Source organism: Bradyrhizobium sp. (genome assembly GCF_049586575.1).
GTDB lineage: Bacteria > Pseudomonadota > Alphaproteobacteria > Rhizobiales > Xanthobacteraceae > Bradyrhizobium.
Map to the genome: position 1 here is coordinate 1 of NZ_JBAVCF010000074.1, position 15,937 is coordinate 15,937.

Consider the following 15,937-nt stretch of genomic DNA (forward strand, 5'->3'; position numbering starts at 1 on the left):
GGATGGACTAGCTTGGGTTAGTGGCATCATCGAAAGAACTCCCGAGTTGCCGTTGAGAGAGTTGGAGGCGAATACGGTCTACTATCTTGAGAATCTGCTGCGGAGTTTCCTGCTTCAAAATCTGCATAAAGTGCGTACGGTCCCCGCCATGCAAAACCAAGTTCTCACCATTCTTAATTTCCTGCTAGAGAAAGGGTCTGCGACAGCATACCTGCTGAGGGAAGATATTCTCTGCTAACAGGCGGTTCGATTTCGCATTAGATGGGCCGCCGGCAAATGAAACGAAGAGCTGTCCAGTCCTTACCCGAAAATTTTGCTTGCGCCGTCGGGCAAATCACCATTAGAAGCCGGCCCGTCCCACGCCCGAGAAGAGGGGCGTATCGCGATCGTCACGAACGTTGGACGTGGGATGCGGTTGGACGCTGTTGGTGCGCCAGACGAATGCACCAGCGAGCGTGCGGCGAAGCCGTGTGGTCCTGATATCCCGACGCTGATATCAAGTTAGCGACGATGTTTGCGCATTGCGCTGGCGATGGTGACAACAAGCCCGGCTCACCAGGGAGAGCGCGGAGTAAGCCGTTAAACCATCGCGCAGGGAATGCCGGATTGTTTCGGCGAACCTGTGGTGACTAACTTGTGTGCTTTCTTAAATCGCACACAAGGCTGCGGGTGCGTCAGGCACCGGCATTCCCTGTGCCCTCTTTCTTCGAGGGAGTTGGACTTGCATAACTCGGGCGCGATTGTCGCCGCGAGAACATGGAGCTTTGCGTGGAAGGGATCAACGCGACCGGAGCCCGGTCAAACGGCCGGGACCATCCCGGCCGTCCGGCCGATAGTCTGAGGGCACTGGATTCCACAGATTCGTTCCTATCTTCATTGATAGGAGTAGCCCCATGTCCTTCTCATCAGATTCCTTTTCATCAGACCTACTCAGCCAATTGTCGAATGCGATATCGACGCGCGTGGAAGCCGCCAAAAGCACCGTCGTCGCCGTTCGTCTCGGTGAGGAAAGCCATCTCACCGGAATAGCGTGGCAGCCGGACGTTGTCGTGGTTTCCGAACAGGCGCTGCCGCGCGGCGATGAATTCGAACTGGTCGCGCCGGGGGGCTCGACCGTGGCAGCAAAGCTTGCCGGGCGCGACGCCAGCACCAACATCGCCATTCTGAAAGCAGCCGATGCGATCGCTGCGCCGGCTTTGGCGGCGGGTGAGGCCCACATCGGCACACTGGCGCTGGCAGTCGGCGCCGATGGTGCGGGCAGCGCGAGCGCGCGATTGGGCATGGTCAATCTGGTCGGTGGTGAATGGCATTCGCGCCGCGGCGGCCTGATCGACCGGCGCATTATCCTCGATATCGGGCTTGCCCAGCGCGAGGAGGGCGGGCCCGTGTTCGATGCCGCCGGCGGGTGTCTCGGCATGTCGACCTTCGGGCCGCGCGGTCAGGTCATCGTCATTCCGCATGTGACCCTTGCACGTGTCGTTCCGCAGCTGATCAGGGATGGCCACGTCGCGCGTGGCTGGCTTGGCGTCGCGCTGCATGCCGTCGCCGTCCCGGATTCGCTTCGCGAGAGCGCCGACCAGCGCGGCGGAATGATGGTGATGTCGGTCGTGGAGAACGGTCCGGCCGCGCAAGCGGGGATCGTTGCCGGCGACATTATCCTGAGCGTCGATGGCATATCGGCGAACCGGTTCCGGAAGATCGCCCGGCATTTCGGCGGCGACAGTATCGGGCGCAAGGCCGATGTCCGGTTGATCCGGGGCGGCGGCATCATCACGGTCCAGACGACCATTGCAGAACGGCGGGCCGCGTGAGCGAAGTGGCAAGCGACATCGTATCTGCCGGCCGGCTACGGGTGGCGGTCCAAGCCGACGACCCGCTCCGCCGCAACGCGCTTTGCAGGGTTGTCGCCGAAGCCGGCCATATGATTGTCGACGAATACGATGCAGCCGACATCGTGCTCGCCGATGGCAGGCATCCGCCGAACGAGCTTCGCAACGTCGTCGGGCTCGGCATCGCGGACGACCGTCTGCGCGGCGCGTTATCGCGCGACGCCGATCCGCGCCAGATCGACGCCGCGATCCGCGCGGTGGCCGCGGGATTGATCGTTCGAACGCCAGCCGTGCGCGAAACCGGTTTTGGCGCGATGGGCGAAAGCGAAGGCCATCCCTTATTGACGCCGCGCGAAATCGATGTACTCGCGGCGCTCGCCGAGGGCATGACCAACAAGGCGATTGCCCGGCGGCTGGACATTTCGCTGCACACGGTGAAGTTTCATGTGGAATCGCTGTTCCGCAAACTCGGCGCGCGCACCAGGACCGAAGCCGTGACCAAGGCGGCGGAGCGCCGCCGCAGCGACATCATTATGTTGTGAGAATTCGTGAGCCATGATCGGCTTCATGCTGGGTAAAGGCGGCGGCGTCGATGCCGTGTTTTTGATGTTTGCCGCTGTAGCCATCGTGGGACTGATTGCCGCAGCCCGCATGATCGTAACGCGGAACCTGCGACTGGAAGAAATTTCGCGCTGATGCGCGATTCGTTCAACTGATCGTCACCGTGCGGTCGGTGATAAATATCGTATGCTCTCACGGAGCGACCGTGAGGCCAGGTGCCTCTGCCTGGCGCGGGAAAATTGATATAATCGATGAAGCAACGATAGGCGATGGACCATGAACGTTTCCGAATCCACATCTTCGACACCGATCGATCCCGTGAAACTCGATCGGCTCGCGGAAGTCGCCATCAAGGTCGGGCTAAGGCTCGAGCGGGGACAAAATCTTCTTGTGACAGCGCCGACGGTCGCGCTGCCTCTGGTCCGCAAGATCGCCGAGCACGCGTATAAAGCCGGCGCAGGTCTTGTGACGCCGATCCTGTCGGACGAAGCAATCACTCTGCTGCGCTACCGGTACGGGCAGGATGAAGGTTTCGACCGTGCTGCCAACTGGCTCTACGAAGGAATGGCGAAGGCGTTTGACGCAAATACGGCGCGACTTGCCATCGTGGCCGACAATCCAATGCTGCTGTCGGGCGAGGATCCGGCCAAGGTCGCGCGCGCCAATAAGGCCAACTCCATCGCCTACAAACCGGCGCTGGAGCGGATCGTCAATTTCGACATCAACTGGAACATCATCGCCTATCCGTCGCCGTCGTGGGCGAAGCTGGTATTTCCCCACGATGAAGAAGATGTTGCGGTCGCAAAGCTCGCCGGTGCCATTTTCTCGGCTTCGCGGGTTGACAGAGATGACGCCGTCGCCTCCTGGCAAGCTCATAACGAGATATTGCGCAGCCGGAGGCAGTGGTTGAACGGGCAGCGCTTCGGCGCGCTGCATTTCTCCGGACCCGGTACCGACCTCACGGTTGGACTTGCCGATGGACATGAGTGGCAGGGCGGCGGCTCGACCGCAAAGAACGGCATTACCTGCAATGCGAACATTCCGACGGAGGAGGTTTTCACGACTCCGCACGCACGGCGGGTGGACGGTCACGTCGTCAGCACCAAGCCGTTGTCGTATCAGGGCTCGCTGATCGAGAACATCGCGGTGCGCTTCGAGGAAGGGCGCATCGTGGAAGCAAAGGCGACGCGCGGCGAGCAGGTGCTGAACAAGGTCCTCGATACCGACGAAGGCGCGCGTCGTCTCGGCGAGGTGGCGCTGGTGCCGCATTCCTCGCCGATTTCGGCGAGCGGATTGCTGTTCTTCAACACGCTGTTCGACGAGAATGCCGCATGCCACATCGCGCTCGGCCAATGCTACTCGAAGTGTTTTGTCGATGGGACAAAACTGAAGCCGGAGCAGATCGCAGCCCAGGGCGGCAACGCCAGCCTGATCCATATCGATTGGATGATTGGTTCTGGCCAGATCGACATCGACGGTCTTTACGCCGATGGCCGGCGCGTGCCGGTATTCCGAAAGGGCGAGTGGGCCTGAACGATCCGTCCAAGCCGGTACGGTGCGTTCGGGCTGATTGTTCAGAAGCCGCTAAGGAAAGCTTAAAAGATTATTATTAGCCTGGCGTCCGGTACTGGCGGGCACGCCTGATGCATTTTAATCAGGTTTTATGGATACTTGAGGGGCAAAGATGGCTTTGATTGAAACGACCAACCTCGTGGTCAATCTGGCCCCGAGGCCGATCGAGCCGTCCTGGGTCATCGAAGGCAATCCGGTCGCGCAATGCTGCGTGCTCTCCAAGAGCGCCGATGGCCTTGCTTCCACCATGGTGTGGGAGTGCAGCGAAGGCAAATTCCACTGGTACTACGATTTCGACGAAACCATTCTGATCCTGGAAGGCGCGATCGTGCTGGAAAGCGATTTCTTGGGCCCGACCCGTTACGGCCCCGGCGACGTCGTTTTTTTCCGGAACGGCGCGCATGCCAGATGGCATGTCGAGGGCCGCGTTCGCAAGCTGGCCTTCTGCCGGACGGCCCAGCCTTTCGTACTGGGCTTTGCGTTGCGCGCGTTCAACAAGCTCAGGCGCATGATGATGCTGTCCGGAAAACGTACGGCGCCTAGCCTGGTCGCTTCGGCCTGATTGATCGATCGGTCACGCGAGCTTCAGCCGATAGACGTTCATCGCCGTTTCCGAAAACAGCGCGGCTTTCTCCGCCTCGCTATAGCTTGCGGCGATGCGTTTGAACGCGTTGAAGATCACCTGATAGCTGCACTGACCCTTATCAGGTGGGAAATTGCTTTCGAACATCGCGCGTTCAGCGCCGAACATCTCGATGCACGTCTCGATGTAGGGCCGCCATACCGCAGCGAGTTCTTCCGACGAAGGCGGCGTCGCGCGCTCGTGAAAATCATAGCCGAGCAGACACATCGCGAGCCCGCCGAGCTTGACAACGACATTGGGGCATTTGGCGATCTCACGGATCGAAGCCTTCCAGGTCGCAAATATTTCCCCGCGCCGGTTGGCGTATTGACCGGTGCCGGCCGGCCCACCGCAATGGTCGAGCACGATTTGCGTCTCCGGAAAGGCGCGGGCGAGCTCGGTGAGCTCGCCGATCTGCGGATGAAACAGCCAGGCATCATAGCTCAGGCCGAGCGGCGCGAGATTGGCAAAGCCCTTGCGGAACGTGGAATCGAGCAAGAGGCCTTTCGGCCGCGTCGCATACATATGGGCGACGCTGGGGTCGGCGTCCCATGCCGACGAATGCCGGATACCGCGGAAGCGGCCCTGACCCGCCGATATTTCCGCCTCCAGCACCGCCCGGACGTCATCGCCCAACAGCAGATTGGCATGACCGACAATGCCGGCGCAGACCGCAGCTGGTCCATAGCCGCCACTCGCGCTCATCGCGGCCGCACCATTGGCGAATTCGACCTCGCCTATGGGGCGAAACGCTTCCGGCCCTTTCGCGCGGTACATCGAGCGGGCCTCGACATAGACGGTCGCGATCACGTTGTGACCGGAGGCGATATCGGAAATGATATCTTCGATCAGATAGCGCTGGCCGCCGCGATCCCACAGATGATGATGGGGATCGACAATCGGGCGGGCCGGGTCGAGCACTTCCTCCTCGCGCAAGGCAAGCCAGTCGGGTCGCGGATCGGCGTAAAGACCGCTTTTGGTGGAAGGCAACGTGCTGGCGACCATGGGCTTTCTCTCCGGGCGTTTGCCTGAATTAGACGCCGCGAAGAATGATGACGGTCGGCGTTGAAGGCAAGGAATCCCTCGATATCGTGAAGCTGCGTTCGGCCCGCTGGTCGATCTCGAATTGCTGGCCGATCCGTTGCATGAACTCGTCGAGCGGGGTCGCGAAACGGTGCATCGGCAATACCACCGAGGCGCGCAAGCGCCGCGTGATTTCGGAGACGCCATCCAGCGACATCGTATAGGTGCCGTCGATCGGCACCATCACGATGTCGAGCCGGCCGATCGCCGCGAAGTGGCTGTCGTCGAGCTTGTGATGCAGATGGCCGAGATGTCCGATGCAGAGGCCGGCGACCTCGAAAATGAAGATCGAGTTGCCGTCCCTGATCATCTCCCCGCTGGAATCGTCCATGAAATAGCGGCGGATGTCGGTGGTTACGTTTCGAATGAGAACGTCGCCGATGCGCTCGTTGATTCGCGCCGGGCTGCCGTCGTCGTTCCAGCCGTGCAGCACGTGGGAAATGCGCGGGTCGGGAAATAACGTGTAATGCGTGCTGTGCGCGCGGTTCATGGTGACGACGTCGGGGAGCCGGCCGGTGGTATAGGCACCGCTGAAATCGGTCGCGATCCGCACCTTGCCCGGCGTCTCGATGTAATAGGTCGAATGGCCGGCATAGGTGATCGTGACTTCGTCGGCCTTCGCAGCCATCCGGCGCAACGACACCGCCATCGCCCGGGGCGGCGCTTGCGCCATGGCCAGGCATTCACTTCCGCGCGCGGCATCCTCCGCAGCCGCCGTCGAGATCGGGATGCCCAACAGACCAACGATGAGGGCAGCAACGCGAAACATGAGAGACATGCAAACCAAGTGTCTTTCGCAACACCTTACCTTAGCGTCGAATCTTCAAGGCGTCACGCTGGCGGCCGCGCATGTCAGGGCTGATCTGGATCCAAGCGCGTGGCCGAAAAATTTGAATGTCGGCCTTGATCATTTCCGCCTAGAATTTGCGTCATCGCCGCGCAGTTCCGATCCCGGAGCAAGGATGCCAGAATCCATCGACCGCCGGCGCCGGCATATTCTTGCACTCGGTGCGGTCTTAACCGGAGGTTTTGCCATGGAATGGTTCAGTCCCGCCGCGGGCTGAACTTCCACGTCGCGGCCAGAATGGCCGTGGTCATCAATCCCGTGACCAGCGCGGCCATCGGAAGTGACAGCACCAGCGCTGAGGTCGCCGCCCATCCGATCGACGAAAAGGCTTCCGCGAAGGTCGCAAGCCGCGACGATGTCTGGCGACGCCGAAACTGACTGCGGCGCGCCTGGACTCGGAACCAGAGCTGGATCGCGGTCGCACTGACCGCCGCAACGAAGACGCCAACCGCGGTGATGGCGGCTTGTTGCGGTGAGGCGAACAGCAGCGCCGTTACCAGTGGCGCGAACAAGGCGCCGATGACAAGCAGCACGGCTTCGATCTTGGCGCGGATCAGCCGGGCGGGCGGCAGTGGCGCGGTGGCCACGAGATCGGGGGCATCTTCGCCGGAGATGGTCAGCCATCCAAGGCCACCGGCGAGTTGCCCTGCCGCCATCACGACGACAGGCGTAATCAGCATGATGGCGACCGAACTGTCGCTGAAACTTCGCCACAGCAACACCGCGGGCGGCACGAGATAAAGCAGCTGCATCAGGCTTTGCGACACCAGCCACGGGTCGCGGCGAAGCAGCATGATTTCCTTTCGCCGCAGCGCCTGTTGGCGCGACCCGGATCGGAACTTTCGCGAACGCGAACTGCGCCGGGCGGATGTGGCGCCGGTCGAGGCGCGGACAGCGGTATCCGCGAATCTCGCCGAGAAGCCCGTCATTACGGCTCCCAGCAGCAGAAGTCCGGAAGCCAACAACAGCAACAATGCCTCGCCATCGCCAAGTGCCGCTCGCGCCGGCCACCAGAGCATGCTGTCCGGGCCGGGCGCGAATGCAGCGGCTGCGTCCGAGGTCAAAATCGCAAAGCGCGACAGCGTGCCGTAGGACAGGATCGCTGCGATCTGGAGCGCAATAACGAAGCCGGCGCCGATCACCGCCGCGAGAATCTGGGCAATCAGCCGGGTGCGGCTCGGGCCAATCGTCCGGAACAGCACGATCGTCACGGCAATCGCGACCGCGGCGGCGGAGAGGCCGATAGCGACGACCACACCATAGACCGCCAGCCAGCGCAGCCCGCCGCCGAACAACAGGACGTCGACAAACGGCGTTGCAAGCAACATCGCCATGGCTGTGATCGACAACGCGATCGCGGCAAGCCGTGTCGAGAAGACATGGGTGAGCGTGACCGGCGACGACATGATGAGATCGAGGTCGGCACGGGCGTAAAACACCCGTGTCACCGATTCAATCGCCTGCGACAGCATCAAGGCCCAGGCCAGGAACATGGTCGCGGTGATGACAATCAGCGCCGACTTGTCGAGCGGCGCCTGGAGCTGGGCATACCGCCCGATAACGGCCCAGGCCGGCACGTGCAACAGCGCGGCAAATACCAGAAGGCCGATGATCAAGCTGCGGCGTCGTCCGCGCCGTCCGCCCGTCATCATCGCCAGCCATTCTCGCCAGGCCAGCCGGATCTCGTGCCGGGCAAACCAGCTTAATGCCGCTGTCGTCATGCAGCCGCCGCCTCGCAGTCGACCAGCGCGATGAACATGTCTTCGAGGCTGGTATCGTTTTTGCCGTTCTGCTGCCGCAACTCGGCTAGCGTACCTTCGGCGACGAGACGCCCCGCCGAGATCACGCCGATACGATCCGCCATCCGCTCGGCGACTTCCAGGATATGCGTGGTCATGATGACGGTGCATCCATTATGCACGCGCTCACCGAGCAGTCCCTTGACATGACGAGCCGACACCGCATCTAGACCGGTCAAAGGCTCGTCGAGAATGATCAGGCGCGGATTGTGCACCAGCGCTCCCGCCAGCGCGACCTTCTGGCGCATGCCCTTGGAAAACCCTTCGCAGCGCTCGTGCAGATTGCTCTCGAGGCCCAGCGAGACCAGCAATTCACGTGCGGAACGCTCGGCAGTGGAAGGATCGATAGCCCAGAGTCCTGCGACGAATTCGAGATATTCAAGCGGCGTCAGCTTGTCATAGATCATCGGCTCGTCGGAAACCCAGGCCGTGACCTGCTTGGCTGCGACCGGATCGTTGAGCGCATCGATGCCCATGATCGAAACGGAACCGGCATCGGGTCGCAACAGGCCGGCGACCATGCGCAGCGTCGTGGTCTTGCCGGCGCCGTTGGGGCCGAGCAGGGCATAGAATTCGCCTGAGCGAACCGTGAGGTCGAGCGCATCGACCGCCGGGCGGTCAAAACGCTTTGTTAACCCTCTCAGCTCGAGGGCCGATTGATGGGAGGCCATGATGCCGGGCGATCCTCGTTACAGCCGAAACGACCATGGACTGGAAACCGTTTCGGCGGGGTGAATCGAGGAGCCAAAATTGCGTGATGCGCGCGATTGTCGCGAGCGTGAATGCGCAATTTCAGGGACCGCTGAGCGCCACGCCGACTTCGACCGGCTGCATGGCCGTCGAGTTGCAGCGCCAGCCACCGTCCTTTTTTTGAAATGCGAACGATTTCTCGATGCGCACGCGATAACCGACCTGGAATTGCTCGCGGCTGCCGGGCACTGACTTCGGCTTGCCGGATTTCAAATCCCAGCAAGTGCCGGTGCAGCCCGATGCGATTGGACTACAGGCGGTGAAAGGCGAGAGAACCACCATCTCAATTCCGCCGGTGACCTGGGCGCTTTCTTCGGTCTGGCTGCTATCGATTTGAAAGACACGGTTGACCGCCAGAAAATTGCCGCACGCACCTGCCAAATGGATTTGCGCAACGCAGAAGTCGACTGCATCCGCGTTCGGCACGGGCGACGTTATCTGCCGCCCGAAAAGCTTTTTCGGGTCACCCCTGGCCGCAGTGACCTCGGCGATCTTCGCGGTGAAATAGTCGGACAGGCAGCCCTCCGAGGACGGCAGCTCCTTGATCGGAACATTGTCCTTGCCCTCGAGATCGCATTTCCGGTCGCGTTCCCGGGTCCACCTGTCGAATTCCGAGAAAGCCTCCTTGGTTTCGTTTTCCTTCAGCTTGGCAATCAACGCGATCACCAGCCCGTTGAGTTCTTCCTTGGCCAGCGCCAGCGAAGGGTCGCTGCAAATCAACAAGCCGGCGGTGGTATGGACGGCGAGACAATCGAAATTCGGATCGATCAATATGTCGATCCTCTCCTCGGTCTCTTTCAACAAGCAATCCCTGACCGGTTTGATGTCCTCGACCCTGACGGGCTGTCGGCCAAGAATGCCGCAACTGGAATTACGGTCTCTGACCCATTCGGCATTTTCCTCGATCGCGAGGCGCCGGTTCGGGAGCCGGTTCAAGCGTTCTGCAATCGCCCTGTTGAGTTTGTCGCCGGCAGCGTTGAGTTCGGGATCGCCGCAGAAAAGTTGATCCGCCGGTACCTTGGTTTCTTCGCAGTGGTTCTTGATGAACAGCGGCAGAATGTCGGCGATCGGTCGATTGGAATCGGCTGGGTTGTCGGCATGTGCCGGCTGAACCAGCCCGATTCCCATAGCCACTAGTGCCAGCGCGAGTGCCCGCATCCCGATCCCCCGAAAGGAAAAGCCAGACGATTGAGCCATCGTAGCTTTTCGGACGTCACTGCGAAATGAAATTGTTTAGGCCGGAAGCCGGTGATACCGTGACCGTTTTGAACAAGCGAGATTAGAACCATGACATTGCACCCTGGCGTATTGCTGCGGGGATTATTCACGGGATTTGTTTTGCAACTCGGTCTTGTCCTGATCTCTGCCGCCTGGTCAGGCGCGAGCATGGCCGAAAAGCTGGTCGACCCCAATACGGTCGCACCGGAATATCGCGCCGCAGCCGAGAAACGCCGCGCGGAGCAGATCAAGCTATTCCAATGCTCGAAGAAGGCGGATGAGGCCAAGGTGACGCGCCGGGACCGCGGCGCCTACATTAACGAGTGCCTCGACAAATAAGGACTGGCTGGGGTGGGCTGTCCGGACTCTTGAAGTCGCGCTTGTCGGGACTCAGTTGGACGAGGCGACGTCGATCGTCGGGCCAGCCAAATTCGCCGCTACGGCCGGAACGGAGGCCCGCCGTGCCACGCTGGCGGACGGAGACTGTTGGTCGTAGCGCATGACGCCGCTATCACTGATGACGAAGAGCGGCCGGTGGTTTCTGACGTCGATATCCTCGATCATCGCCATGCGCCGGTTATCGAGGGTCAGCCAGTGGCCTTCGAGCCGCGCCAGCACGACCGCGTGATCCTCGCCGCGAAGCGTGTCGCGCAACACGACGAGCCTGATATCCTCGGTGGAGACGCCCGCCATCCGCAGCGCGACCATTTTGGCGATGGCGTAATCCTCGCAGTCACCCGCGCCGGAAGCAAAGGTGTCGAGAGGCGGGCTCCAGACGTCGATCTGGCCATATTGGGCCATGTCGCTCGTCGCCTTGATCGCCAGGTTGATGGCGCGATTGATCTCGCCGAACCGGGCGCGTCCTTCACGGGCGCGTGCCGTATCCACGATGGCGAGGAATCGCAGGGCGGCCGGCGACACGCAGCGTTCGCGGTCGCCATCGCACAGCGCGAGTTGCACCATGTCGTCCTCCAGCTTGCGTTCGACGCCGTTCCATTTTTCCATCAGGCCGCCGCCATCCAATCGTGTCGCCGACAGCCGAAAAGGCTCGGCCGACTTGCGAATCAGATCCAGCGTTCCCGGCGAAATCAGGGTCCCGGCATTGAGATTGGCTGCCGGCCCGAACCAGATCAGGGTCAAGGCAAGAACGATGGCACGCCCGGCATGCCCATGACTGAAGTAACTCATCCGACACCCCCGTCGCCCAGGCATCGCCGGCGCCTTGAGGCGCGCGTGACCGGGTCGTTTTGTGGGATGATGGGCGGAGGTGCTTTTATTCTGCTTAATGGCGCACGTCGTTGGCGCGAATGTCCCAAACAGGCTGAAGGGCGCCTTCCGATTTCACTAAAATTTTAGGGAAGGCTGGCGCCGACGGGCTCGCAGAGCGATTTCCGGCCAGTATGGCTAATTTGTCGAAACTTGTCGGTTTTGTAATTCAGCTCACATTCCCGGGGCGGGAACCGGCGCAGTATTACCAGATGCGGGAAACGACAAGGCTATAGATAATATAGATAAGAAATATATTACTTATGAATGCTCAATAGCAATCTCATAGTCAAACAAATACGTACCTAATACAGCAATTTACGAAGCCTTTACATCATTTTATAGGAAGAGAATGAGCTGGACTGCCGAAGAATATCCACCGTTTCCTAGCTCGGGCAGGTCTTTTGCAATCAAGAGATGGTTTCGCGATCGTCCTGCTGATGATAAGGGAGCTTAGACCTTTGAAATTTATATATTTATTAACTATTGCGGTGGGCCGGTGAGTTACTTTGGCAATTTTGATGCCAAGGCTTCCGAGGCTTTGGGTCTGCTTCCGTTCGGTCACATTCAGTCCGAGACGGTTCACGCGACCCATGTTCCGTCGGGTGCCGTCGTCGTTTCCGACGCGCATCTGCTGTTTGGCGCCGAGTTCAAGCGAGCCGGTGTTGACCTCGTTCTTTCCGGCGACGGCCGGGAAGTGGTCGTCCATGACTATTTCAGGGGCGAACATCGCGCGTCGCTGGCGTCCCCCGACGGCGCTCATCTCACGGGCGATATCGTCACCGCGCTTGCCGGCGAAGTCCAATATGCGCAAGCCGACGGCGCTGCGGGCGTCCATCAGGTCATTGGCCATGTGACCAAGCTGACGGGCACCGCAACCGCGATCCGCAACGGCGTCTCGATCATCCTCAACAACGGCGACAACGTCGAAAAAGGCGACGTCGTCGCATCCGGATCGGATTCGACGCTCGGCATTACTTTCATCGACGGCACCGTGTTCGGCCTGTCGTCGAATGCGCGCATGGTGCTGAATGAGATGGTGTACGACCCGAACGGGTCGAACAACTCGTCATTGCTGAGCCTGGTGGCTGGCACCATCACCTTCGTCGCCGGCGAGACGGCGAAACACGGCGATATGAAGGTCGATACGCCGGTTGCGACCATGGGCATCCGCGGCACGGCGGTTCTGGTCGAGATCGACTTCAACGTGCCCGGCGCCACGCCGGACGCAAAATTCCAGGTCCTGGTCGAGCCGGATGGCTCGACGGGATCCTACATCCTGTTCGACAAGACGACGCTCACGCCGCTCGCCGTCGTCGATCACGCCGGTTTGCAGATCAACATTTCGAACGGGATCATGAGCCAGACGCTGGCTCCGTTGTCGCCCGAGATACAAAAGCTGATCCAGGACGTGTTCACGCTGAAATTCTCGGACAATTCCAACACGAAATCCTTCGACCACTTCACCGATGTCGTCATTCAGCTGCCGCTACAGCCGAGCCAGTTTCCCATCGGATCGACCGTCGCAACGTTCATTCCGGTCACGCTCAACTTCAACGGAAACGCCTCCGGCGGTAGCTCCGCCACGCCCCCGCTCATCATCCCTCACCTTCCCGGGCAGCTGAGCATTCACGCGAACAACGGCGTCCTTGTCGAACGGCCTAACGCGACCGGCCCTTCGCAGGACACGACATCCGGCACGATCACGTTCAAGGACGGCAATGTCACCGACCGTCCGACGCTGTCGGCGTCATTCAGCTCTTTCACCTATCAGGATGCCAAAGGAAACAATCTCACGCTGAGTGCGCAGCAGCTCCAGACGCTGGAAGCCGCGCTCTCCTTGAGCGCGAATCCGGGTAACGGTAACAACGGCTGGAGCTACAGCATTCCCGCCAGCGCCCTTAGTTCCCTCGCCGTGGGCAGCACGCTGACGCTGAACTACAACGCCACCGTCAACAACAACTACGGACCGGATGACGAGACGGCCACGGCTCCGTTCTCGATCACCATCAAGATCGCCGGCGAGATCTGGAGTGAGACCCACGAGACTGGCTCGCCGGCGCCGGGTGACTGGGCTCAGGGCGCGAATTGGCAGACCGGCGTGGCTCCGACCGCTTCCGATGACGTCATCATTGTTACCGATCCGGCGCAGAGCGGGACGCCGTTCTATCCTGTCATCATCACGTCTGCGGCGTTCGCCGACTCCGTGACCATGAACAACCTCGCCGGCATCTCGCCGGACGAGGATACGAACAAGCCGGAACTCGACAATCACAATACGCTCACGATCGGCAGCGGTGGCCTTCACCTGAACGCCGATTCGATCCTCAGGAATTTCGGCACCATCAGCATCGGCGGGATCGCTGAAATACTGCAGAACAGCATGCTGCAAAATTCCGGCTTGTTGACGCTGCAGCAGGGCGGCGATTTCAAGGATTCGAGCAGCATCACGAATTCCGGCACGATCGAGCTTGCCCGCGGCACGCTCAATGTCGAGGTCGACGTCGCCAATGCGGACGGGACGCTGAAGGTCGACGATAGCGCCACCCTGAAACTGGCCTCCGGGGCGACCGTCACCCAGGGTGAGATTACGCTTGACGCCAGCAGCGTGCTCGATGTCGAGAGCGCTGGCGGCGCGACACTGGACGGGGTCGCGGTGACCGGCACCAGCGGCGAGTCTTCAAGCGTTGTCGAGATCGGCGTCAATACCGAGGGTGGTTCCACCCTGACAATGCTGGATGGCGCGTCGATCGCCAACGACTTCATGACGATTGGCGCCGACAGCATACTCGATGTCGAGAGCGCGGGCGGCGCGACGCTGGACGGCGTTGCGGCGACGTCGTTTGGGACGATCGAGATCGGTGTCGGCACGGAAGGCGGTTCCATTCTGACGCTTAAGGATGGTGCCTCGATCGTCGGCGGCAACATGACGATCGCGGCTGAGAGCGCGCTCGATGTCGAGAGCGCAGCGGATGCGACGCTGGACGGCGTCACCGTCGCCGGCACCAGCGGCGATGCGCCGAGCACGATCGAGATCGGTGTCAAAGCCGAGGGCGGGTCGACCCTGATAGTTGCGGAAGGCACCTCGATCACTAACGGCAATATGGCGATCGCGGCTTCCAGCACGCTCGATGTCGAGAGCACGGAGGGTGCGACACTGGATGGCGTGACTGTCACTGGCGCCAGCGGCGAGTCGCCGAGCAAGATCGAGATCGGGGTCAATACCATTTCCGGCTCGATCCTCGTCCTACTGGATGGTACGTCGATCACCCACGGCGACATGACGATTGCTGCCAACAGCATGCTCGACATCGAGAGCGCTGGCGGCGCGACGCTGAATGACGTTAGCGTGACCAATGCGGGAACGATCCATGTCGATGGTGGCGAGGGTCCGACCGTCACGCTTGTGCTTGACGGTGGTACGACGATTACCCGCGGCAACCTGCTCATTCACGATCCGAGCAGCCCCAATGAGGGGGTCGTTGAGATCAAGACAGGTGGCACAACGTTCGATGATGTCACCGTCACCAACAACAACGAACTGATCATTGATGCCACGGTGACGCTCACATTGACGGACAACACGTCAATTCTTGGTGGCACGATTGACGACGCCGGTACCTTGTTGGTCAGTTCCGCGACCGAAATCGAGAACGCGACGATCGATGGTGGCGGCGACGTCACGGTGATCGGCGGCACACTAACGCTTTCCGAGGTGACGCTGGACGATGTGACGCTTTCGGGCAGCTTCACCAATGCCGACACGCTGACGCTGAATACGGTAACGCTCGATGGCGTAACATTGTCGGGTGGGACTGATGCGGCGACCGACGTGACCGTCAGTGCCAACAGCGAGATCGAGAACGCGACGGTCACCGGCGACATCACGGTCGATCCGGCGGTGACGCTGACGCTGTCGGGGGTGACGCTGGACGACGCGACGCTTTCGGGCAGCTTCATCGATGCCGACACGCTGACGATCGATGACACCGTGACGCTGAACAACGCTACGATCTCCGGCGGCACCCTCGATATTTTTGGCGTCCTCGATTCGACCGGCGCCAGCTTCATAACCGGCGCCACCATCGTCAATTCCGGCGCCATCGATATCGTCGGCGGCACGCTTACCATCGATCCTGCCCGGTTTACCAATACCGGAACGATCGAGGTCGAGAACACCGCAACGCTGGTGTTGAGCGACGAAACTGTCACCAACAACGGCGGCACCCTCCAGGTCGACTTTACCGATGCGAGCCACTTCGGAACTCTCGACCTCGCCGGCAGCGAGATCGACAACGGTACGCTGACCAATGCCGGGACGCTGAACTCGACCAGCGCCAGCAGGCTGCACAATGTCGGCATCACCAATACCGGGACGCTGGAATCGACC

General features: G+C 60.8%; 14 protein-coding genes. 8 read left to right on the plus strand and 6 right to left on the minus strand.

Features of this window, described 5'->3' with window-relative positions:
* From WB528_RS02220 to WB528_RS02245, 6 genes are all read left to right on the plus strand, one after another.
* Nucleotides 1-238, plus strand: a 238-nt coding sequence (locus tag WB528_RS02220) for a hypothetical protein (protein WP_423886794.1), incomplete at its 5' end; no start/stop codon positions are given.
* Nucleotides 239-893: 655 nt separating this feature from the next.
* Nucleotides 894-1,811 (plus strand): S1C family serine protease, encoded by a 918-nt coding sequence (locus WB528_RS02225; protein ID WP_423886795.1) that lies wholly within the window; start codon nucleotides 894-896, stop codon nucleotides 1,809-1,811.
* Complete coding sequence (locus tag WB528_RS02230; protein WP_423886796.1) at nucleotides 1,808-2,371, plus strand: response regulator transcription factor; 564 nt, start codon at nucleotides 1,808-1,810, stop codon at nucleotides 2,369-2,371. The genes WB528_RS02225 and WB528_RS02230 overlap by 4 nt, the downstream gene beginning before the upstream one ends.
* Nucleotides 2,372-2,384: 13 nt before the next feature.
* Nucleotides 2,385-2,525 carry a hypothetical protein gene (locus WB528_RS02235; RefSeq protein ID WP_423886797.1) on the plus strand — a complete coding sequence of 47 codons (141 nt, stop codon included), beginning with the start codon at nucleotides 2,385-2,387 and terminating at the stop codon, nucleotides 2,523-2,525.
* A 141-nt stretch (nucleotides 2,526-2,666) separates the two neighbouring features.
* Nucleotides 2,667-3,923, plus strand: coding sequence for an aminopeptidase (locus WB528_RS02240; RefSeq protein WP_423886798.1), 1,257 nt, complete (start codon nucleotides 2,667-2,669; stop codon nucleotides 3,921-3,923).
* A 151-nt stretch (nucleotides 3,924-4,074) separates the two neighbouring features.
* Nucleotides 4,075-4,524 carry a cupin domain-containing protein gene (locus tag WB528_RS02245; RefSeq protein ID WP_423886799.1) on the plus strand — a complete coding sequence of 150 codons (450 nt, stop codon included), beginning with the start codon at nucleotides 4,075-4,077 and terminating at the stop codon, nucleotides 4,522-4,524.
* Between the two features lie 12 nt (nucleotides 4,525-4,536).
* Here WB528_RS02245 and WB528_RS02250 read toward each other — a convergent pair whose 3' ends face one another.
* The 5 genes from WB528_RS02250 to WB528_RS02270 all read right to left on the minus strand — a co-directional run bounded on the left by WB528_RS02250 (nucleotide 4,537) and on the right by WB528_RS02270 (nucleotide 10,221).
* Nucleotides 4,537-5,589: an amidohydrolase family protein gene (locus WB528_RS02250; protein ID WP_423886800.1), complete on the minus strand. Its 1,053-nt coding sequence runs from the start codon at nucleotides 5,587-5,589 to the stop codon at nucleotides 4,537-4,539.
* 28 nt (nucleotides 5,590-5,617) lie between these two features.
* Nucleotides 5,618-6,436 carry an MBL fold metallo-hydrolase gene (locus tag WB528_RS02255; protein WP_423886807.1) on the minus strand — a complete coding sequence of 273 codons (819 nt, stop codon included), beginning with the start codon at nucleotides 6,434-6,436 and terminating at the stop codon, nucleotides 5,618-5,620.
* A gap of 275 nt (nucleotides 6,437-6,711) precedes the next feature.
* Nucleotides 6,712-8,235 carry a permease gene (locus tag WB528_RS02260; protein WP_423886801.1) on the minus strand — a complete coding sequence of 508 codons (1,524 nt, stop codon included), beginning with the start codon at nucleotides 8,233-8,235 and terminating at the stop codon, nucleotides 6,712-6,714.
* Nucleotides 8,232-8,984: an ABC transporter ATP-binding protein gene (locus WB528_RS02265; RefSeq protein ID WP_423886802.1), complete on the minus strand. Its 753-nt coding sequence runs from the start codon at nucleotides 8,982-8,984 to the stop codon at nucleotides 8,232-8,234. Before WB528_RS02265 ends, WB528_RS02260 begins: the two co-directional genes overlap by 4 nt.
* Nucleotides 8,985-9,105: 121 nt before the next feature.
* Nucleotides 9,106-10,221, minus strand: a complete 1,116-nt coding sequence (locus tag WB528_RS02270; protein ID WP_423886803.1) for a lysozyme inhibitor LprI family protein — start codon at nucleotides 10,219-10,221, stop codon at nucleotides 9,106-9,108.
* Between the two features lie 129 nt (nucleotides 10,222-10,350).
* On the opposite strand from WB528_RS02270, the gene WB528_RS02275 reads away from it, so the two are divergent.
* Nucleotides 10,351-10,620, plus strand: a complete 270-nt coding sequence (locus tag WB528_RS02275) for a hypothetical protein (protein ID WP_423886804.1) — start codon at nucleotides 10,351-10,353, stop codon at nucleotides 10,618-10,620.
* Nucleotides 10,621-10,671: 51 nt separating this feature from the next.
* Here WB528_RS02275 and WB528_RS02280 read toward each other — a convergent pair whose 3' ends face one another.
* Nucleotides 10,672-11,469, minus strand: coding sequence for a transglutaminase-like cysteine peptidase (locus tag WB528_RS02280; RefSeq protein ID WP_423886805.1), 798 nt, complete (start codon nucleotides 11,467-11,469; stop codon nucleotides 10,672-10,674).
* 577 nt (nucleotides 11,470-12,046) lie between these two features.
* Between WB528_RS02280 and WB528_RS02285 the strand changes: the two genes are divergently transcribed.
* Nucleotides 12,047-15,937, plus strand: a 3,891-nt coding sequence (locus WB528_RS02285; RefSeq protein WP_423886806.1) for a FecR domain-containing protein, incomplete at its 3' end; no start/stop codon positions are given.